A 15,632-nucleotide genomic window follows, 5' to 3' on the forward strand; every position below is an offset into this window, starting at 1 on the left:
TGTAAGTTCCTTTCTATCAATTTATAAGTTTTGGATTGGTAATTAAATGACTTTGAGTTCGCATAGGCAACACAAGATTTATATAGCAGCGACTATGGGATATGGTCTTGGCTCAGAAGACCCTGAAGAAGTTGCTTATTACGAAAAGATCAAAGAAGAGATGAAAAAAGATAGAGAAATGGGAAACATGGGGACAACAAGAACCGATTAATAAATGATTGACCTCAAACGCAACGGCAAGAAAGAACCTGTAAAAGCAACTGGAGTGCGTAGTAGAGAATCGTCTTCTTATACCCCTAATCAAACCGCAGATTTTAAAATTAGTAGAGGCCGCTTCTCTAACTTCCTTACGTGTAAAAGATGTTTTTATCTCGATCGAGTGAAGGGTCTAGATCCTCCCGGAACACCTGGCTGGACACTTAATGAAACCACTGACCTACTACTTAAAAAAGAATTTGATGAGTGCCGAGAAACTCAGACACCACATCGTTTATTTGCTGCTAATGGGTTAGGACATGTTGTTCCTTTTGATCATCCAGAAATTGAAAACTGGAGGAACTCTCTTCATCGTGGATTGATGCTTAGACACAAAGGCACCAGCATTATTTTGACGGGAGGAGTCGACGATATATGGCAGGACACCAGAACCAAGCAGTTAATCGTGGTGGACTACAAATCTCAAGCAAAGAATGGTGTTGTTGATAAGCAAGACTATTTAGATGATCCATATCACGATGGATATAAGATTCAAATGGACTTCTATTCCTATCTGCTTTCAGGTATGGGGTTTGATGTCCATCCAACGTCTTACTTCTTGGTCTGCAATGCCAAAAGAGATGACGATGGCTTCCATAAGACGATGAACTTTGACGAATATCTCGTTCCTTATAACTGGAATAGTGATTGGATCGAAGAAAAAGTTGATGAGATGGTTGCTCTTATGAATCAGCATCAAATCCCTGAACCGAATGAGTGTTGTAAAAACTGTGCTTATTCTGAACAGTATGCAAAAGCAGTTCATCAAGCTGACAGTAAGCAAGGGGAGAATGTCCAAGGCTCATTCTTTTCTTGATTCAAGAGGTAACAGCAAATAAAAAACCGCCCATTCAAGAGCGGCTTATTTATGCGATCGAGGATCGGCTATCAACCAACATCATTATTGCTTACGGGCCCTTTAAAGAGTTGAACGTGGGGTAAAGACAAGGGGCTACCACAGCCCCTTGTCATCTTGTCCTCAGTGATCCCTATCACCCAGAATTAGTAAGATTTATGCTTTAACTGCTTCTTTCTCCGCTGGAGTCAGTGTTTTGAGTTCTTCTTTTATTTCAGTTTCACGTTCATCAAGGATTTTGATACGTGATTGATAGTTGGCCTCAAGACGCTTGCGTGATTCAGTGAGGTTGTCCAGCTCCTCTTGATGCTGTCTTTTCTTAAGTTCCTCTAGTTGACTATCAGAGACGACATAAACAGTTCGATGAGGAGCAAGGAAAGAATCAGAAAAGAAGCTGTCAAAGAGTGACGTATACATGGTGGCCTTTGCGAAGTACATAACTACTTTGCACCGATTTGTTCGAATCAAGAAGGATGTAAACCGAAGATTCCTATTCGGTCTCTACTACTTAGATCGGTTGCTACTACTATAATGTTGGGTTTGCCGAAAGTAGAAGTGCCAGTTATCTAGACCACCGGCATTGCTCTGTATAACCTTGATAGATTTGTGCAAATCCTTTCAAGACGTTTTGAAGTTACTAACAACATCCCTAGCAACTTAAACAAAGGGTCAGGTTCAAACTTATCTGCAATCCTTTACGGCAACTTCAATTATCTTTTGATCGGAATGTGAGGTGGACTTGAAATTCTTGTCGATCCTTAAAAGGACTTAATATGCCTTATGGATACCCTTTTCCCAATGTTGTTGCTAGTTGGTTCAACCATTTACTTGGTTTGGATATTCCAAAAGTTTTTCAAGAAGAAAGATTCATAGCTTTTAAAACTGACTTAAGTGTTTCCCTTTGACAGGTCAAGTATGAGATAGTCAATACTCTTATAGAAAATTTTCATGTCTAAGGGGTATTGGATCGTTACAACAACAGTCACTAATCCAGAAGGGTTTGGGGAATATGTACAAGGCTTTACTACCTGGATTCAATCAATTGGTGGGAAGGTTGCTGCTAAAGATCTAGATGCAAAAACAGTTGAAGGTAAAGGCGGTCACCTTGCTGTGATTATTGAATTTCCATCTAAAGAAGTAGCTTCAGAGGCTTACAATAGAGCTGACTATCAAGAGTTAAGTAAATTACGCTGGGCTAACTCTAGTGAAACCAATATCACGATTATGAATGGCTCAGTAACTCACTAAAAGTAAAGGCGACAATGATGGGTGAGATGCCAACAGTAGAAGCAGCAAATAGAGCAGTTGGAACTATTGGACTGTTTTTGTTCATTGGAACCTCTGCCTATTTGGCTTGGCAGTTCAAAAGATTTTTTGGAAATAAATAATGCAAAAACTGCTAATCACTCTCGGGCTTGGAATTGCCGCTATAGGTGTTCTCTACCCTTATTTAAGGAAATTAGGTTTAGGACAACTGCCAGGCGACATAATTCTGAAGGGAGAAAACTCAACTTTTTACTTCCCAATAGTAAGTTGCATTGCTATTAGTTTGCTTGTTTCGGTTCTCTTTAACTTGTTCCGGTCCTCCTAATGCCCCTAAACAAACCTATCCCTGATTCTGTTATTAGTTTCTGGAAGAAGTTCTTTAAAGATCTCAAGGCGAGATTTCGAAGATCAGGCTAAGGCTGTTTTTAAGAAATGTTCAAACTCCTACATCAGCTTTATCCTCCTTGGCATATCGCTCTTGATGCTCTTCTTTTAACAGGAGAAATTTCTTATTTCTTTTATAAACGCAAGAGTTCTTCCTAGAGCTTTCTCTGTAAAACATATCTACCTCCTATAAATATATTCCAAGCCTTCATGATCTCTCTATGACTTTAAGAAGGCATCTATCTTCTGATTGTCGACAACAAAGGTCTTTCTTCCCTCAAAAGGAAGCCTGCTGCTGGCCTTACTTTCTTCCTTAATTTGTCCAAGGACAAGGATCAGCATACCTTTTATAAATGGTGGCATGGCCTTTGGTAATCATCAATTGCTGGACATTGATTCCAGTTATTGATAACTCAGCAACAGTTCGGTTGTAACGGTCCTTGGTAATTCTGCGAATTTCCACTTCATTTCCAGCGACTAGGTCATTTAAAAAATCTCTTGCAATCTTCGCAGCCTCTGGATTTGCCCTGCTGCCTCGAAGCTCTGGTGTATCTATACAAGCAAGTCTGATCTTCTCCCCTTCAGTAGTTGTGCAAGTATCACCGTCATAGCAACTGGCAATAGTCACCACTCCTTTCTTCGATTGGCTTTGCGAAGGAGTTACTTCAATCTTCATTATCGAATTACTACTTTCTCCCTGAGAAGAACTGCTCCGATGACAGTGGCCGTTACCTGTCTCACGATTGTCATGACAACCCTGAGTGTTGAGGCCACCACCATGAGAAATCGCCTCTGAAGCGTCTATAGCACTAGCGAGGGCGATGCCAGCAAGCCAGGTAGGAATTAAAAGGAAGAATTTCTTATTTCTCATTTGCCTTTAACGAATTTTTAGCATCTTTTGGATTAGGTGCTTGAAATAATGAAGTCAAAGATTTCGCTTGTACTTCAAGCAATATGACTTTGCTCGAAAATGATATTGTTCTTGGCCTATACCCTGGAAGCTTAAGTTCAATAGCTTCATTGCTTCTTTCCCACTAATTTCCTTTATGGAAAGGCGAGCACAAGTATCTCTAACCTTAAAGTCCTTATCACTGGCTTGAGCAACCATCGGTAATAAAAGTCCAAGGATCAGGGGAAGTAATAAGCGCTTCATTTGCTCATAATACTTTTGGGGAACAGACAATTTTTGAATCAATGAACGGTCGTTTTGGATGGGCGGCTGTTGTATTTGCCTTTATTTTTAGACCAAAATGAGATGGCTTTAAACCACTTAAAAAAGTAGATAAGTCATTAAAATTTTAAATATTTTTTAAATTCTGATTCTAATGGATAGAGGCGCAAGGAACTTTGATGATGAATCCTATGACGAGGTGGAAGAAAGATTAGGAGAAGAGAATGCAGGCCAAGAAGATCGTGCTTATTTCCCTATAGAAGAATCCACACCCCCTCACTATTGATTTGCTTTTGGGATGTTGATCTTTTCTACTAAGTCTCAGTTGTGTTGCTATTAGAGAATGCATCTTCAGGGAGTTGTTGCCAACCGCTGACCCATTCGTCTTGATTTTTCAATTCAGCTATAGGAACTTTGATCCGAAGCTCTTTTTGTAGGACAGGGCATAGCTCTATCCATCGTTCAGATCCCTTTCCGCCAAATTGCTTCGCTTCAAAGTGGCGATAGCCTTTACGCTTTCTTGTTGAAGTCCAAGTTTTGTTAGGAGGCCATCTCATCTATTCCCCGAGTCATCGGTCTTACCCTTTCTAATTAATGGGTTCTTTGGAAAAAAGTAAGTGACTAAACGGCCAGAATAATAACTTCCTAGCAAGATGAACCCACCACCTAAACCCCATAGAAGATTTGCTTGTGGTGATGTGGCAAGTAATGGAGTCATTTACCTATAATAGTTTTTATTGATAGATGGTTTTCGGATTAATCAAAGGTCATTTTGAATGGGTACCTTTGTGAATTGTTGTTGGAATAGGCCTCTAATTACTTGGATCTATTGTTGGTTTGTTTTAGTTCATTTAATTAAATCACTAATTTAGACTCCATAGAAGAGCATGGGGTATAGAAAGATCGTACATAATCATTTGTGGGAATGAAAAATTAACTTCAGCTCATTACTAAAGAACAAATGAAGGAAGTGGTAAGTACCAAATAATGCTTTTGGAGAACTAGGTCTTAGATTCAGACTTTAAAAGTACTCTCCTTTGAGAAACCTTTCCATACATATGGTTTGACAATCACTAAGGCTTTCATCAACCGAACAAAAAGACGTGCATTCAAAGTAATCATCTATAGCTTCTCTCTCTTGTGCAGAAGTGATCTTATCAACAGTATTTTCCATAATTTTCTTTGCTTACTAATTACAGTGTATTTAATTAATGCATAAATGCCATCAGCATTACTTCCTAAAACTTTCCTTGGTTTTGGCGATGTTTTTCATTAGTCCTATTTGAGATAATTTGAGTTCGTAAGCCACCATCTTACGAAAAGCTTGACATTGATAATATTGACTCGCTTAAGGGAAATGAAGTTTATTGACTTTTAAAATGGTAGTTACGGGAAAGTTTGAATACGGTTTTTGAAAGAAGTAAAAGAGCTATTAAATTAGGGATAGCCATTAATCCATTTAAAGTATCTGCAACAGCCCAAACGATCCCTCTATCTCCTGCAACAGCGCCAATAACTACAACAGAGACCCAAACTAACCTAAAAGGAAGTATTGCTTTAGTCCCAAAAAGATATTCAGTGCAACGTTCTCCATATAGGCTCCACCCAAGAATAGTTGTGAATGCAAATAAAACTAGACCCACGAGAACAATCCATCCACTACCAGCAATCCCACTATTAAATGCAGTAATTGAAAGATCAGCTCCAGATTCTCCTGTTTGATATGCACCAGTGGTGATGATTACTAGCGCAGTCATTGTACAAATAATTATGGTGTCAATAAAAGTTCCAAGCATTGCTATGGTTCCTTGTCTGACAGGATCATTGGTCTGAGCAGAGGCATGCGCAATTGGGGCGCTTCCTAGACCGGCTTCATTTGAAAAAATACCTCTTTTAAATCCCATTAGAATTACTTGAGTAAATGCTCCGCTAGCAGCAGCTTTGCCTGTAAAGGCATTTGAAAATATTGTTGAAAAGGCTGATGGGACTTCTGAAAAATTGCTAAGTATAATTATTAAACAAGCCAATACATATAAAAGTGCCATAGATGGAACTATGGCAGAAGCAGCTTTTGCTATACGTTTAACACCTCCAACGATGACAGAGAAAACAAGAATTCCCAGGACAACTCCGGTGAGTAGCTTTGGAATACCGGCTAATGCAAGAGCACTTGAGACTTCAAAGCACTGAACCCCATTCCCAATACCAAACCCTGCCAACATGCCAAAAAGAGCAAATAATCCTCCTAACCAAGTCCATCTACTACCTAGGCCATTTTTTATGTAATACATCGGACCACCTACGTGGTTCCCAAGAGAGTCAACTTCGCGATAGTGAACAGCTAAAACCCCTTCAGCATATTTGGTGGCAATTCCAAAAATTGCTATTAACCACATCCAAAAAATTGCGCCTGGTCCGCCTATTGCAATTGCTGCAGCTACACCAGCAATATTTCCAGTTCCGATTGTCGCGGAAAGTGATGTCATTAAGGCTTGGAATGGACTTATTTCTCCTTCTTGTGTGTCTTTAGTAGAGCTATTAAGCAAAATCTTAAATCCATAAGGAAGCCGCAGTAGAGGCATAAATCCGAGCCCCAACATAAGTACGATCCCAGTAATCGCAATAAGGCTCACTGTTGGCCAACCCCAAGCAAAGCCATTTATAGGGCTGTTTATTAGCTCTATAGCATTTGAAATTGTTCCTTGCATTTGGGCAAAAGTATTTACTGAGAGACTCTGATCTGTCAGAACAAGCACTTGGCATTTAATAAACTGTTCATGATGGTGTCATATGGTTGCTTGGGGTGCAAGAAGATAAGGGAATTATTATTAGTTTTAGCTAAGTACTATGAAATTCTTAGGCCGAACTTTCTAATTTGTCGTTCCTTATCAAATAGTTCTGAGAATCTATTCTTTCGTGAAAAAAATGTTCGACTAGTTTTCAATGTTGCTTTTGCTGCCTTCTCAGGATGAGCAACTGTAGTGGGATACCCCACCAGTGTTAAAGAATTTCGTAGGCTTTAGGCGATCGTACTTCGACGCTACAATCGAGCATTGATCGTCGTAGGGATTGCTAAAAACAGTCTGTAGTTCTTTGATAAGGCTGTAGTCTCCTCTTTCAGCCCTCGTGTAAGCGGGTTCGACAAGCCATTCACGCCAAGTGTATTTTGGGTTGATGAGTTTCATAGCTGTGGATGTCAAGGTTAGGTCTCCACAGCTCTTAATGCCCCCCCGCCAACGTTGTAGCCAGCCACGCCACTGTGCATCTATTTGCTCTGAGCTAGGCGAGTAGAAACTCTCTTTTAAGGGTGTGAGGTGCTCTGGAATGTGAGACAACTTTCTGAAAAAAATCGTGTAGTCAACTTTTGAGAGAACCATAAGCTCCAATAGTTCGTCCACTAGAGTTGAGTCATAGCTGGCTAGGCCCAGCTTTTTTAGCCACATTTTCTCGATCTCTTGATTCATCGCCTCGCTAAAGCCTTCGCGGACTTGATCTAACCTTCTCAATGCTTCCGTGTTGGTCGATAGCAAGGGTCGGATGGCTGCCCAGAACATATGATAATTTGCCTCGGCAGCAACAGGTTGGTTGAAGAATGAGAAATGTTCACCACCGCCGGTCCAGGGTTGAAATCTGGGATCGAAGAGTTCACAGAATCCGAAGGGGCCATAGTCGAGGGTAAAGCCACCCGCTGCGCAGTTGTCACTGTTGAAATTGCCTTGGCAGTAGCCGACACGAATCCAGTTGGCTACCAGTGATATGAGCCTTCCTTTAAACAAATGGGCCAGTTCGACAATTTGCTCAGCAAAACAAAGGTTCGGGTCAATTTCCTGTTGGTAGTTTCGATCGATTAGGTGCTTAACTATCATCTTGAGCTCACTCAGTGCTCCTTGGTGCTCATCGTTGCGTGCACGACGTGCAAATAATTCAAGCTGGCCGACACGAAGAAAAGACGGAGCAACTCGTGTTGTAATAGCCACAGGGTTATCCACAACGATGTCGGGATCGATGGAGCTAGAGTCCTGGGAATACCATGGCCTACGCACTTTCTCGGTTTTGGACACATAAAGCGTGAGAGAACGTGAGGTCGGGACTCCAAGGGCTTGCATGAATTCCTGCCCTAGAAACTCACGCACGCTTGAACGAAGGACAGCACGTCCATCAGCGCCGCGGCAGTAAGGGGTGGGACCTCCGCCTTTGAGTTGCATTTCCCATCGTCTGCCCTTGAAAAGACCTTCAAACACGGAGATAGCTCGTCCATCGCCATAGCCGTTGCCGGTTCCAAATGGGCATTGCTGTACATATTCTGTTCCATAGATCGACAGGGCATAACCGGTTGCCCATCCAACCTGTCGCATTGGCTCTTGCGCCACAGTTATGTCGCCTGAGAACAGACTGCGAAATTGTTTGTCGAAAGCAAGCTCATGGTTCAACCCAAGTTCGTTAAATAAGGATTTGCTATGGGCGATGTATTCAGGATCTGGAATTGCAGTAGGGTTTACAGGCACGTAATGGCCGGAGAACACTTGTCGTGGGTGGTGATCGATGCCATCGGTTGTCGCCTGAGGATCTGCTTGGAGTGAGTTAATAAACGAATAATTAGCTAGTTTTGAGAATTGAGCAAAAGTTTGTGTAGCCGGTGATAAGAAAGCGCTCGGGTTGGTTGGCATGGGGCAAATTGTCACTTCACACTATGGTTTTGGGATGCCTGAGCATTCTCCTTTAAGAAAGTTTATCCAAGATTCCTCAAACTTATCTTCAAAAGCTTTTTTCTTTCTAATTAGGGCTGCTTGCGAATTAGTCGATTAGTAAGACATGCTAATCAAAAATCTTAGTGGTTAGAAGCACTTACTTAGATTCTTTTTCAGGTTTCTATTTACTATTAAATTTTCTTTTTTTTGATTGTTTAGGTAGTCACCAGGGTTTAAATGCTTGGGGGTTTTTACGGTTTTAATTCAGTTGTGTTTGAAGTAGATACCTATGCAGAAGCCAAGGGCTGTGGGTGTTGGGCTTGGAGCCTTATGGCTTTAGGAGGGCTTTATGCCCTCCGCAAAATTATCCATCATTATTCAGCTGATCAGCTCAAACTTAGAAGAGAATGGAAAGTGGTTAGTGAATTTGGAAATATCGACATTAGAGCTGCGAGTAGGGGGGATTAGTAATTAGCAAGCGCTTTATTGGTAGGCTTCTGTCGGGTTGGTGGAATCTGCAGACCGCCAGAAGTTTCTTTTGGAATCTTTTTTGTTAATTGAGCTATATAGTCATTGACTTTTTCTTTTGTAGGCCCAAGAGCATTGCCGCACCCATCAAAAATATTTTTGGAAAGAGATGCAGCTAACTCTTCTTTTGGCGCAGAGATTATTTCTTTCATAGCTGGTGTGAACAATAAGTTTTTTGATAGTTGTGTTGCGGCGACCTCTCCAGCTTTTTCAGGAGTAATTCCATTCCCAATAGATGCACAGAACTTTTCTGAAAACTGTTTGCTTATATCTGAGACAGTAGGAGATAACTCTGCTGTGGAGGCAAGTATCACAACGGGAGCTAGAAAAAATGTTGTCGCGAAAAAAAAGGTAAGTATAAAACGATTTATATCTTTAACTACTCCACGTGTACTAATTCTATCCACAAGCTCTTTAATCACTGTCAAGACTTTAACTATAATCTACTGCTTAGTCGAAGCCTCGTTGTCGACTCAAGTAATTTCTTTCTGCTCTTCTCTTCTTTTAAAGTTTATAAAGAGTTTTATTGCCAATGGAAGAATTAGACAAAAGATTGGAAGAACTTGAGAGGAGAGTCCAGCATTTAGAAGCAATGCTGCGATACCAAGTAAGAAAAAACAAGTGATTTCACTTTGCATTTATCCAATACCTGGGATATCAAAGGGAAGTTTGTTTTCTAATGCTACGAGATATCCCTGGACAGCTGGGATACGCAATAAAGCCAAAGGTGCAACAATGTTTAGCAAGATCCAGCCCCCTCCAATTATTGGTGCCCATTTGCCAAATCTTTTAAGAAAGCCTTTTTGTGCTTTTTTTTCTGTCATGGACTCCAAAATTTTAAAGCGGTGATTCTTTCTAGCTCATAACGAAATTTCTTGCTGAGAACAAATTCGGCTAATAAAGAATGGAACTGATCGTAAATTCCCAATTGTAAATGCTACGTAATGACAAAATCGTTAAGGGTATTAGAACTATCAGAGAAGATTGAGAAAAGCACAGATGACATAATTGCCACCTGTGCTTTTCTTGATATTCCGGCAACTTCAAGAATTAGTTGCCTAACCGAAGAGAATGCTCAGCAGATCATCAATTATTACAATGAGACTACTTAGATACTGCTGCTGGCTTAGCTGCTCTTCTTGCACGCTTAGCTTTTCTTGGCTTAGCGGTTGTTGAAGGCGCAACTTTCTTGGCAACTGTCTTTTTAGAAACAGTTTTCCTTGGACTTGTTTTTTTTGCTGCAGACTTTTTAACCACAGCTTTCTTTACTGCACGCTTCTTAGGTGTGGCTTTCTTAGTAGCTGACCCCTTACGTGTGCGATGGGCGACGATTAAAGCCCATTCTTCAGCAGATACATTGGCGGGCTTGTTGCCATGAACTTCAGCAGACTTGGCAGCTTTCTCGATGTCCTTGATAAGGTTCTTCCAAGAAGCTGCATAGCGCTTGTCAGATTGAGACTTGGCACCGCTTTCAACAAGAGTTTCAACTACACCTTGTGCAGTTACTTTTTTGCGACGACGGTTAAAGATCTCCTTCTGAAGAGTGGCGATCATAGCCTCAGCTTTAGCTGAAACTTTGATGGTGAGTTGAGACATTTAGGTAGTTAATTCCTATATTCCATCTCTACCACAAATAGAGTACCCAATTCAAATGAAGACTGAATCTACGACATAATAGAAGTTAAGACATCACTCCATAGCGACTAGCTATGCCTTCTATGTCTTCAATCGAGAGCTCCTTGAAGTAATGAGATAAACACTTGTAGGTATTGAGATATGCGTGAAAAGACTCGCAAGGGGTTGAAGGGTCCTTGTGCATCGCGAGAGAAATTTTTAAGGCAAAATCGTTCTTAGTCATAGTGTTAAGAAGCCTCTGTGCATAAGTCGTATTGGTCTGAATTATTTCTATTCCATAAAGAGCATCTACAAGTTAGATGTGAGCCTTGAGGAATAAGACGTTGGTGTGCGTTACATGCAAGTAGTGTGTGACAATGTTTATTGCATGAATACTTGAAGTGGATACACGTCATGCAAATGCAAGTTGAACGTGATCTTTTAAGCGTATCTTCGGCGAGATATTCCCAACTTTCTTTTTCTGGATTTGTTTCCTTGCATAGGCTCTCTTGACATCTAATTTTAGGCATTGTCTATAGTCGACAGGGGAAACTACTGCAGGACTCCAGTCAGACGCCTTGAATACAGCGTAGGGTGAGGAAGCTGGAGCCATGTTCATCGCAGTAGTACATCTATACTAATCAAGTAAATTGGTAGCTGTCAATACAGACTCGTAATATTGGTGATGTGTTACCTTTTTGTTATCTCTAATGAGATCAAGCTAGAGATATAAGTCTCGGCAGATGTGATATTGGTTAGCCCAATTCATTAAAAACACCAAACATAGGAGTCTTAATGACGAAAACAAAATTGAATATGGAGTATGAGAAAATCATACTCGAAGCCCAAAAAGCAGAGGGCAGAAGGGAAACCATCACTCTTCTTAAGAAGGCCCGCTCAATCAGAAAAGAAATGCAATTAGATGAAATCGAATACCCTCTAGTTCATAACGGCTAAAGAGCTGTTGCTCAGACTAGTAATATTTTGCTTATTGTGTCACGCTTTACAGTTATAAGGTCGCTCATGCTTATGTTGACTTATAGGAAGTGATTATTTGCTTTGTCAGATTTATAAATCTTGCTAGTACATTATGGCCTCATAAGTTACTAAAAAGAAAACTAAGTCTGATCCTTCGCTCAAAGCCTGCTGCTTTTAAGTATTGCAAAAATGTTTTTTACCTCTTCTCGTTAGTTATTGACTTCATTGAATTGGGTGATCCACTAGAAAGTAATGATGAAACGCTTATTAGTTTTACAACATCTGGAGAGAGAAGGACTTGGCTTGCTCTCCAGAATTGCCCAAGAGAGGGGTTTAATCGTCAGTATTTTTCGATTAGACCTCGGCGACTCTCTCCCCGAATTAGCGAAAGGTGATTTGGTATTAATTTTGGGAGGACCAATGGGAATAAGAGACATTAATCATCCAAGTTTTCCATGGCTCCTTGATGAGATTGAATTTATAAAGGAAGCGCTGAATAAACAAGTTGGCATTATTGGTATTTGCTTGGGGGCTCAACTTCTTGCTTATGCTTCAGGTGGTTATGTGGAGGCTCTATTAGGAGGAACACCTCCTAAGCCTTTACCAGAAGTTGGTTGGGATACCGTTTCCAAAAGTCCAGGTGCCAAGACAGATTCATTGAGCTCTCTCTTGGCCGTTCCTTTGCCAGTTTTGCATTGGCATGGCGACCGGATATTGTTGCCTAGTGATGCTGAGCTAATTGCCAGTAGTAGTCGATGTAAAGAGCAATTTTTTAAGATTGGATCATTGGCTTATGGAATGCAATTTCATATTGAAATAGAAGACGAAATGGTGTTCAAATGGATTGAAGAAGATAGTGATTTCATAAGGTCAGGTTTAGGAGTAGATGCTCGATTTGTCTTAGAAGAACAACAGAAAGAATTTGGAGACAGTACACTACAGTCTAGGTTGATGTTGTTAGAGAAATTGTTTGATTTGATTAGTGCTTGAGTGAATTGTTTAAGAGAACTGTATGTGCAGTCTCGCAACCTGTTTCTTGGCCTAGTTTTATGAGATCTCTAAGGATATACAGCGCTCTTCAAAAAGCTTTCTAAGTAATTCTTTCTTGTTTTTCTTGAGTTAGTTCCCTTTTATCTATCTAAGACACATTATTCTTGTCGTTGTGACTTTCTGATTAGGCCCTCTTTTCTTTTAAGGAGGATTAGAATTCGTGCATAATGTTCTTTTTTGATGGCTCATCTTTAGTTATCCATAGGGTGAAATTATTTCTGTCTTCACATCATCCCAAGGATCTTTGGCTGCTAAAGGATCTTTTGAGGGCTCATTCAATTTTTTCTTGGAAGCGAGATCTTTCCATTCGCACCACATGTCATTGAGCATTAGTGCTTGGCTTTGACTTTTTGCACCTTCTTCCAGCAATCTAATTTGCAAAGGCTTGAGATTAGTTTTCAATTGTTTGAATTCTTCCTTCCAGTTTTCGTCGTTCATGCTCCTGCCAGTTCCTTTTCATTAATAATCCTTTAGATAGTCGTTAGCGCAAGTCCCTTATGCTTCCTAATGGATTTAAGGATCTTGCTAAATTATGGATTTAACAAAATTATTAATTATAGAGGGGGCTGTGGTGCTAGTAGGACTCCCCTTGTTCTTTGTATCTCAAGCCCTTAAAGAGAAGGGTATGATCTTAGATAACTTCATTGAAAATAAATTACCAAGTCAAAATGCACTAAAGTTGCCTAGCAAACAAAAATTATTAGAACTTGAGCGAATAGCGAGAAAACATGGCAGTGGAATTGATTTTGCTTCTTTGATTGGTCTTTGGAGTTTTGTTTATGTATGGAAAAAAGACTCTGACAAGGATGACATGGTCTCAAGTTCTTTGTTGCGTCTCTTTTCGGCAAGTTTAGATATCAGGCAAAAAGAGCCTAATGAATTTTCTATTACCAACTCTATTCATTTTGGACCACTATCTATACTGTTTAGAGGTTTGGGAAACTTAAAAGGAAGGCAGCCTTTATTGCCTTTCTTTTTTGATTGTATAGAACTTAAAGCTGGTTCAAGAGTTGTTTTCAATAGATCTCTTCAAATACCAGAAGAGAAGAACAGACCTTTTTTTGCATTGATTTCTATGGGAGAAAGTTGCAAATGGCTTTCTGCTAGAGGTCGAGGTGGCGGCCTTGCTCTTTGGATTAAAGGGTGAAAAGTTTGATTCCTTCAGAAGCCTTAAAGCTTTAATTTGCTTTGGAAGACTTGATCATTATTCAATTACTAGGACTAGGATTGGAAGGTGTTTTGATTGGCTAGAGGTATTAAGTAAAAATCGTTTTTAAAGCTGTGGTTAGCCCTTTTGATTTAGTTGCATTCTTAATATTGAATGGACCAATAAAGGAACCACTGCTAAGTCTAATAAGTATTATCTAATACTTTTGGGTTAACTCACATGAACAACGTAAACCTTGTAGAAATTCTTTTGGCTGCAATTCTTGTCTCATCAACTTATGACAAGAGTCAGCCTGTCATTAAGTGGGGTGGCATAGTAATTGCTGCTGGTGCAGTTGCCTCATCTTTATTTGGTGGCTAAAGAATCGAATCTCAGGGACTGATTTATTTGGCTTTTAGTCAAGTACCCAATTTTTGAAGAAAAAAAGGCTGCAAGGAATTCTTGCAGCCTTTTTTTTAAGACTTTTTGCTTAAACTCTTCTTTAAGAGGGTTGAGTATTGATTTTCTAAGTATGGGTTTGTTTGAATTGCGTGCTTAATATTCTTCTAAAACAGACCTCCTTTTAATTTTCGTAAGTCTTGCAAGCAGATCAACTTGGATGCTGATGAGATCCCTTCGAGCAAAACTCAACATGAGTTTCCTGGGGGATTGTGTATGAGAAATCATGTACCCTGCACATCATTCAGTGAATTTTGAGAACATTGAAGGGAGTCAACAGCTTAATCAAACATTTCGCTTTAATACTATATTTTTAGATGATAGTTGTTAGATATGAAGCCTCAGCTTTAACCCGACTATTCGTGCATTTCAAATTTCTTCCTAGTAAGAATTTAATACAGCCCAGAGCATTTAAGGCCAGGTAAAGTATTAAGATTTACTTTTAATAATTGATTTAAAAGTTAGGAAAGAATGGACATAATAACCCTTCTTTCCTGACTTTGCTAACCTAATTGAATTGAGTTCAATCCTACTTTTTCAACCTATTATTTTTTTGCTGGAGCAAGATCCTTCAGTTCTTCTTGAAGTTCATTCTTTCGCTCATTCAGGATTTTAATTCGCGATTGATAGCTCTCTTCTAGTCTCTTACGGGACCCTTCCAAGGTTTCTAATTCGTTGATTCGCTCTTTTCGCTTAAGCTCTTCCAATTGGCTATCAGAGACAACATAAATAGTTCTCATTGGAGAGAAGAATGAGTCATAGATGAAAGAATGTTTGTACATAGTGTTTTGTTCGGTAAACATTATTAGCTTGCACCAATTCTATGAATAAAATAATGATGCAAACCGAATAAATTTATTCGGTATATGGCACCCACTTCGGTTAGTACCACTTAGACTTAGTGAAAACCATAAGGGTAAATATTTAACAAGTAACTATAAGAGATCAGACCCTTTTAGACATCAAGGATGTGTTGAGATTTACCACCTTAGGCAGTCCGAAGCTTTTTTTTGCCCTCATCGTTGATCTCTGAAATTATCTTGATAGCAGTTGGGTTGAATTTGTTGTGATACTTTTGAGCCCTTACTCTCGCTGCTCCATCTAAAAATAGATCATCAATGATCACGTCGAATTGATCTTGAGCCATGAAAAAAAAGCTTTCGGGCACCCAACCTAGCGCCCTGACAAAATCATTCCAGCCAGTCATTACACCTATTCTTTATGATCGTTTTGACA

Annotated in this window: 27 protein-coding genes; 11 read left to right on the forward strand and 16 right to left on the reverse strand. The window is 39.8% G+C overall.

Annotation, left to right across the window (positions count from 1 at the left end):
• Positions 1 to 46 precede the first annotated feature (46 nt).
• Positions 47 to 211, forward strand: a complete 165-nt coding sequence (locus P9211_RS09685) for a hypothetical protein (protein ID WP_012195153.1) — start codon at positions 47 to 49, stop codon at positions 209 to 211.
• Between the two features lie 3 nt (positions 212 to 214).
• On the forward strand, positions 215 to 1,072 hold the full coding sequence (locus tag P9211_RS03025) for a PD-(D/E)XK nuclease family protein (protein ID WP_012195154.1): 858 nt from the start codon (positions 215 to 217) through the stop codon (positions 1,070 to 1,072).
• Positions 1,073 to 1,267: 195 nt separating this feature from the next.
• Here P9211_RS03025 and P9211_RS03030 read toward each other — a convergent pair whose 3' ends face one another.
• Positions 1,268 to 1,528: a hypothetical protein gene (locus P9211_RS03030; RefSeq protein ID WP_041391062.1), complete on the reverse strand. Its 261-nt coding sequence runs from the start codon at positions 1,526 to 1,528 to the stop codon at positions 1,268 to 1,270.
• 531 nt (positions 1,529 to 2,059) lie between these two features.
• On the opposite strand from P9211_RS03030, the gene P9211_RS03035 reads away from it, so the two are divergent.
• Together P9211_RS03035 and P9211_RS03040 are read left to right on the forward strand one after the other, a co-directional pair.
• The gene (locus P9211_RS03035; protein WP_012195157.1) at positions 2,060 to 2,359 is read left to right on the forward strand and encodes a DUF1330 domain-containing protein; all 300 of its coding nucleotides are present in this window, start codon (positions 2,060 to 2,062) and stop codon (positions 2,357 to 2,359) included.
• Positions 2,360 to 2,498: 139 nt separating this feature from the next.
• Complete coding sequence (locus P9211_RS03040; protein WP_012195159.1) at positions 2,499 to 2,702, forward strand: DUF2905 domain-containing protein; 204 nt, start codon at positions 2,499 to 2,501, stop codon at positions 2,700 to 2,702.
• Between the two features lie 372 nt (positions 2,703 to 3,074).
• On the opposite strand, the gene P9211_RS03045 is transcribed toward P9211_RS03040, so the two are convergent.
• Complete coding sequence (locus P9211_RS03045) at positions 3,075 to 3,632, reverse strand: thermonuclease family protein (RefSeq protein ID WP_012195160.1); 558 nt, start codon at positions 3,630 to 3,632, stop codon at positions 3,075 to 3,077.
• A gap of 54 nt (positions 3,633 to 3,686) precedes the next feature.
• Positions 3,687 to 3,914, reverse strand: a complete 228-nt coding sequence (locus P9211_RS03050) for a hypothetical protein (RefSeq protein ID WP_041391064.1) — start codon at positions 3,912 to 3,914, stop codon at positions 3,687 to 3,689.
• A 172-nt stretch (positions 3,915 to 4,086) separates the two neighbouring features.
• Between P9211_RS03050 and P9211_RS09945 the strand changes: the two genes are divergently transcribed.
• Positions 4,087 to 4,218: a hypothetical protein gene (locus tag P9211_RS09945; protein ID WP_012195162.1), complete on the forward strand. Its 132-nt coding sequence runs from the start codon at positions 4,087 to 4,089 to the stop codon at positions 4,216 to 4,218.
• A gap of 28 nt (positions 4,219 to 4,246) precedes the next feature.
• Here the strand turns inward: P9211_RS09945 and P9211_RS03055 are convergent, their stop codons facing one another.
• The 4 genes from P9211_RS03055 to P9211_RS03070 form a co-directional block, all read right to left on the reverse strand.
• On the reverse strand, positions 4,247 to 4,489 hold the full coding sequence (locus P9211_RS03055; protein WP_012195163.1) for a TIGR02450 family Trp-rich protein: 243 nt from the start codon (positions 4,487 to 4,489) through the stop codon (positions 4,247 to 4,249).
• Between the two features lie 464 nt (positions 4,490 to 4,953).
• Positions 4,954 to 5,106, reverse strand: a complete 153-nt coding sequence (locus tag P9211_RS09690; protein WP_012195165.1) for a hypothetical protein — start codon at positions 5,104 to 5,106, stop codon at positions 4,954 to 4,956.
• A 190-nt stretch (positions 5,107 to 5,296) separates the two neighbouring features.
• The gene (locus P9211_RS03060; protein WP_012195166.1) at positions 5,297 to 6,640 is read right to left on the reverse strand and encodes an alanine/glycine:cation symporter family protein; all 1,344 of its coding nucleotides are present in this window, start codon (positions 6,638 to 6,640) and stop codon (positions 5,297 to 5,299) included.
• A gap of 255 nt (positions 6,641 to 6,895) precedes the next feature.
• On the reverse strand, positions 6,896 to 8,599 hold the full coding sequence (locus tag P9211_RS03070) for a protein adenylyltransferase SelO (RefSeq protein WP_012195167.1): 1,704 nt from the start codon (positions 8,597 to 8,599) through the stop codon (positions 6,896 to 6,898).
• A 258-nt stretch (positions 8,600 to 8,857) separates the two neighbouring features.
• Between P9211_RS03070 and P9211_RS03075 the strand changes: the two genes are divergently transcribed.
• The gene (locus P9211_RS03075) at positions 8,858 to 9,088 is read left to right on the forward strand and encodes a hypothetical protein (RefSeq protein WP_012195168.1); all 231 of its coding nucleotides are present in this window, start codon (positions 8,858 to 8,860) and stop codon (positions 9,086 to 9,088) included.
• Here P9211_RS03075 and P9211_RS03080 read toward each other — a convergent pair.
• The 3 genes from P9211_RS03080 to P9211_RS03085 are packed head-to-tail and all read right to left on the reverse strand — an operon-like array spanning position 9,085 to position 9,972.
• A complete protein-coding gene (locus P9211_RS03080; RefSeq protein ID WP_225866214.1) occupies positions 9,085 to 9,570 on the reverse strand; it encodes a hypothetical protein in 486 nt (161 codons plus the stop codon). The two genes, P9211_RS03075 and P9211_RS03080, sit on opposite strands and share 4 nt — an antisense overlap.
• Positions 9,571 to 9,621: 51 nt before the next feature.
• Positions 9,622 to 9,786 carry a hypothetical protein gene (locus P9211_RS09695; protein ID WP_012195170.1) on the reverse strand — a complete coding sequence of 55 codons (165 nt, stop codon included), beginning with the start codon at positions 9,784 to 9,786 and terminating at the stop codon, positions 9,622 to 9,624.
• The gene (locus P9211_RS03085; RefSeq protein WP_012195171.1) at positions 9,787 to 9,972 is read right to left on the reverse strand and encodes a hypothetical protein; all 186 of its coding nucleotides are present in this window, start codon (positions 9,970 to 9,972) and stop codon (positions 9,787 to 9,789) included.
• A 120-nt stretch (positions 9,973 to 10,092) separates the two neighbouring features.
• Between P9211_RS03085 and P9211_RS09485 the strand changes: the two genes are divergently transcribed.
• Positions 10,093 to 10,260, forward strand: coding sequence for a translation initiation factor IF-2 N-terminal domain-containing protein (locus P9211_RS09485; RefSeq protein WP_012195172.1), 168 nt, complete (start codon positions 10,093 to 10,095; stop codon positions 10,258 to 10,260).
• On the opposite strand, the gene P9211_RS03090 is transcribed toward P9211_RS09485, so the two are convergent.
• The 3 genes from P9211_RS03090 to P9211_RS09495 form a co-directional block, all read right to left on the reverse strand.
• The gene (locus P9211_RS03090; RefSeq protein ID WP_012195173.1) at positions 10,253 to 10,744 is read right to left on the reverse strand and encodes a hypothetical protein; all 492 of its coding nucleotides are present in this window, start codon (positions 10,742 to 10,744) and stop codon (positions 10,253 to 10,255) included. The two genes, P9211_RS09485 and P9211_RS03090, sit on opposite strands and share 8 nt — an antisense overlap.
• An 85-nt stretch (positions 10,745 to 10,829) precedes the next feature.
• The gene (locus P9211_RS09700; RefSeq protein ID WP_012195174.1) at positions 10,830 to 11,006 is read right to left on the reverse strand and encodes a hypothetical protein; all 177 of its coding nucleotides are present in this window, start codon (positions 11,004 to 11,006) and stop codon (positions 10,830 to 10,832) included.
• Positions 11,007 to 11,174: 168 nt separating this feature from the next.
• Entirely contained in the window at positions 11,175 to 11,375 is a 201-nt protein-coding gene (locus P9211_RS09495) for a hypothetical protein (RefSeq protein WP_143703371.1), read from the reverse strand.
• Positions 11,376 to 11,557: 182 nt separating this feature from the next.
• On the opposite strand from P9211_RS09495, the gene P9211_RS09705 reads away from it, so the two are divergent.
• Entirely contained in the window at positions 11,558 to 11,719 is a 162-nt protein-coding gene (locus tag P9211_RS09705) for a hypothetical protein (protein ID WP_012195176.1), read from the forward strand.
• Positions 11,720 to 11,995: 276 nt separating this feature from the next.
• Positions 11,996 to 12,730, forward strand: a complete 735-nt coding sequence (locus P9211_RS03100; RefSeq protein ID WP_041391068.1) for a type 1 glutamine amidotransferase — start codon at positions 11,996 to 11,998, stop codon at positions 12,728 to 12,730.
• 255 nt (positions 12,731 to 12,985) lie between these two features.
• On the opposite strand, the gene P9211_RS03105 is transcribed toward P9211_RS03100, so the two are convergent.
• Entirely contained in the window at positions 12,986 to 13,228 is a 243-nt protein-coding gene (locus tag P9211_RS03105; RefSeq protein WP_012195178.1) for a hypothetical protein, read from the reverse strand.
• Positions 13,229 to 13,322: 94 nt separating this feature from the next.
• Between P9211_RS03105 and P9211_RS03110 the strand changes: the two genes are divergently transcribed.
• Together P9211_RS03110 and P9211_RS09710 are read left to right on the forward strand one after the other, a co-directional pair.
• A complete protein-coding gene (locus tag P9211_RS03110) occupies positions 13,323 to 13,937 on the forward strand; it encodes a hypothetical protein (protein ID WP_012195179.1) in 615 nt (204 codons plus the stop codon).
• Positions 13,938 to 14,177: 240 nt separating this feature from the next.
• A complete protein-coding gene (locus tag P9211_RS09710) occupies positions 14,178 to 14,318 on the forward strand; it encodes a hypothetical protein (RefSeq protein WP_012195181.1) in 141 nt (46 codons plus the stop codon).
• Between the two features lie 623 nt (positions 14,319 to 14,941).
• On the opposite strand, the gene P9211_RS03115 is transcribed toward P9211_RS09710, so the two are convergent.
• Together P9211_RS03115 and P9211_RS03120 are read right to left on the reverse strand one after the other, a co-directional pair.
• A complete protein-coding gene (locus P9211_RS03115; RefSeq protein WP_225866215.1) occupies positions 14,942 to 15,136 on the reverse strand; it encodes a hypothetical protein in 195 nt (64 codons plus the stop codon).
• 248 nt (positions 15,137 to 15,384) lie between these two features.
• Entirely contained in the window at positions 15,385 to 15,603 is a 219-nt protein-coding gene (locus P9211_RS03120) for a hypothetical protein (RefSeq protein WP_012195183.1), read from the reverse strand.
• Positions 15,604 to 15,632 lie beyond the last annotated feature (29 nt).

It is taken from the genome of Prochlorococcus marinus str. MIT 9211, assembly GCF_000018585.1.
Lineage (GTDB): Bacteria > Cyanobacteriota > Cyanobacteriia > PCC-6307 > Cyanobiaceae > Prochlorococcus_D > Prochlorococcus_D marinus_B.

Excerpts from the sequence above, each read along its gene's own strand:
- P9211_RS03110 (WP_012195179.1), top strand. The coding sequence starts at position 13,323 with ATGGATTTAACAAAATTATTAATTATAGAGGGGGCTGTGGTGCTAGTA.
- P9211_RS09710 (WP_012195181.1), top strand. The coding sequence starts at position 14,178 with ATGAACAACGTAAACCTTGTAGAAATTCTTTTGGCTGCAATTCTTGTC.
- P9211_RS09690 (WP_012195165.1), bottom strand. The coding sequence starts at position 5,106 with ATGGAAAATACTGTTGATAAGATCACTTCTGCACAAGAGAGAGAAGCT.
- P9211_RS03030 (WP_041391062.1), bottom strand. The coding sequence starts at position 1,528 with ATGTATACGTCACTCTTTGACAGCTTCTTTTCTGATTCTTTCCTTGCT.
- P9211_RS03045 (WP_012195160.1), bottom strand. The coding sequence starts at position 3,632 with ATGAGAAATAAGAAATTCTTCCTTTTAATTCCTACCTGGCTTGCTGGC.
- P9211_RS03070 (WP_012195167.1), bottom strand. The coding sequence starts at position 8,599 with ATGCCAACCAACCCGAGCGCTTTCTTATCACCGGCTACACAAACTTTT.
- P9211_RS03060 (WP_012195166.1), bottom strand. The coding sequence starts at position 6,640 with ATGCAAGGAACAATTTCAAATGCTATAGAGCTAATAAACAGCCCTATA.
- P9211_RS09945 (WP_012195162.1), top strand. The coding sequence starts at position 4,087 with ATGGATAGAGGCGCAAGGAACTTTGATGATGAATCCTATGACGAGGTG.
- P9211_RS03055 (WP_012195163.1), bottom strand. The coding sequence starts at position 4,489 with ATGAGATGGCCTCCTAACAAAACTTGGACTTCAACAAGAAAGCGTAAA.
- P9211_RS03090 (WP_012195173.1), bottom strand. The coding sequence starts at position 10,744 with ATGTCTCAACTCACCATCAAAGTTTCAGCTAAAGCTGAGGCTATGATC.
- P9211_RS03105 (WP_012195178.1), bottom strand. The coding sequence starts at position 13,228 with ATGAACGACGAAAACTGGAAGGAAGAATTCAAACAATTGAAAACTAAT.
- P9211_RS03050 (WP_041391064.1), bottom strand. The coding sequence starts at position 3,914 with ATGAAGCGCTTATTACTTCCCCTGATCCTTGGACTTTTATTACCGATG.
- P9211_RS03085 (WP_012195171.1), bottom strand. The coding sequence starts at position 9,972 with ATGACAGAAAAAAAAGCACAAAAAGGCTTTCTTAAAAGATTTGGCAAA.
- P9211_RS09485 (WP_012195172.1), top strand. The coding sequence starts at position 10,093 with ATGACAAAATCGTTAAGGGTATTAGAACTATCAGAGAAGATTGAGAAA.
- P9211_RS09685 (WP_012195153.1), top strand. The coding sequence starts at position 47 with ATGACTTTGAGTTCGCATAGGCAACACAAGATTTATATAGCAGCGACT.
- P9211_RS09495 (WP_143703371.1), bottom strand. The coding sequence starts at position 11,375 with ATGGCTCCAGCTTCCTCACCCTACGCTGTATTCAAGGCGTCTGACTGG.
- P9211_RS09705 (WP_012195176.1), top strand. The coding sequence starts at position 11,558 with ATGACGAAAACAAAATTGAATATGGAGTATGAGAAAATCATACTCGAA.
- P9211_RS03025 (WP_012195154.1), top strand. The coding sequence starts at position 215 with ATGATTGACCTCAAACGCAACGGCAAGAAAGAACCTGTAAAAGCAACT.
- P9211_RS03120 (WP_012195183.1), bottom strand. The coding sequence starts at position 15,603 with ATGACTGGCTGGAATGATTTTGTCAGGGCGCTAGGTTGGGTGCCCGAA.
- P9211_RS09700 (WP_012195174.1), bottom strand. The coding sequence starts at position 11,006 with ATGACTAAGAACGATTTTGCCTTAAAAATTTCTCTCGCGATGCACAAG.
- P9211_RS03100 (WP_041391068.1), top strand. The coding sequence starts at position 11,996 with ATGAAACGCTTATTAGTTTTACAACATCTGGAGAGAGAAGGACTTGGC.
- P9211_RS03075 (WP_012195168.1), top strand. The coding sequence starts at position 8,858 with ATGCTTGGGGGTTTTTACGGTTTTAATTCAGTTGTGTTTGAAGTAGAT.
- P9211_RS03040 (WP_012195159.1), top strand. The coding sequence starts at position 2,499 with ATGCAAAAACTGCTAATCACTCTCGGGCTTGGAATTGCCGCTATAGGT.
- P9211_RS03035 (WP_012195157.1), top strand. The coding sequence starts at position 2,060 with ATGTCTAAGGGGTATTGGATCGTTACAACAACAGTCACTAATCCAGAA.
- P9211_RS03115 (WP_225866215.1), bottom strand. The coding sequence starts at position 15,136 with ATGAGAACTATTTATGTTGTCTCTGATAGCCAATTGGAAGAGCTTAAG.
- P9211_RS09695 (WP_012195170.1), bottom strand. The coding sequence starts at position 9,786 with ATGCAAAGTGAAATCACTTGTTTTTTCTTACTTGGTATCGCAGCATTG.